The following is a 301-nucleotide window of genomic DNA, read 5'->3' on the forward strand; positions in this document are numbered from 1 at the left end:
GCCGTGCTTCGGCGTGTAGCGCCACTCGAGCCGGCGGGCCAGCCGCCGGGCCTCGGCCGGCGGGAACGCCCGGTACAGGCTGGCGGGGCCGTGCGTGCTGAGATTGTCGCAGACCAGCCGGATCCGCTCCGCGTCGGGATACCGCTCGTCGCACAGCCGCTTCAGGAACCGGGCGAAGTCGACGGCCGTCTTCCGCTCGGTGACGTCGACGAACCGCCGGCCGGCGAGCGGCTCGAACGCCAGGAACAGGTTCGCCACCCCGCCGCGGACGTAGTGGCAATCCTCTTTGGCCGGCGAACCG

General features: G+C 72.8%; 1 protein-coding gene. It reads right to left on the minus strand.

Annotated features, from left to right (window positions below; all coding sequences use genetic code 11):
- A partial coding sequence (locus ACG2DA_RS23165) for a transposase (RefSeq protein ID WP_395259084.1) occupies positions 1 to 301 on the minus strand: 301 nt, incomplete at both ends.

Origin of the sequence: Alienimonas sp. DA493 (genome assembly GCF_043951915.1) — a bacterium.
In the GTDB taxonomy this organism is placed as follows: Bacteria; Planctomycetota; Planctomycetia; order Planctomycetales; family Planctomycetaceae; genus Alienimonas.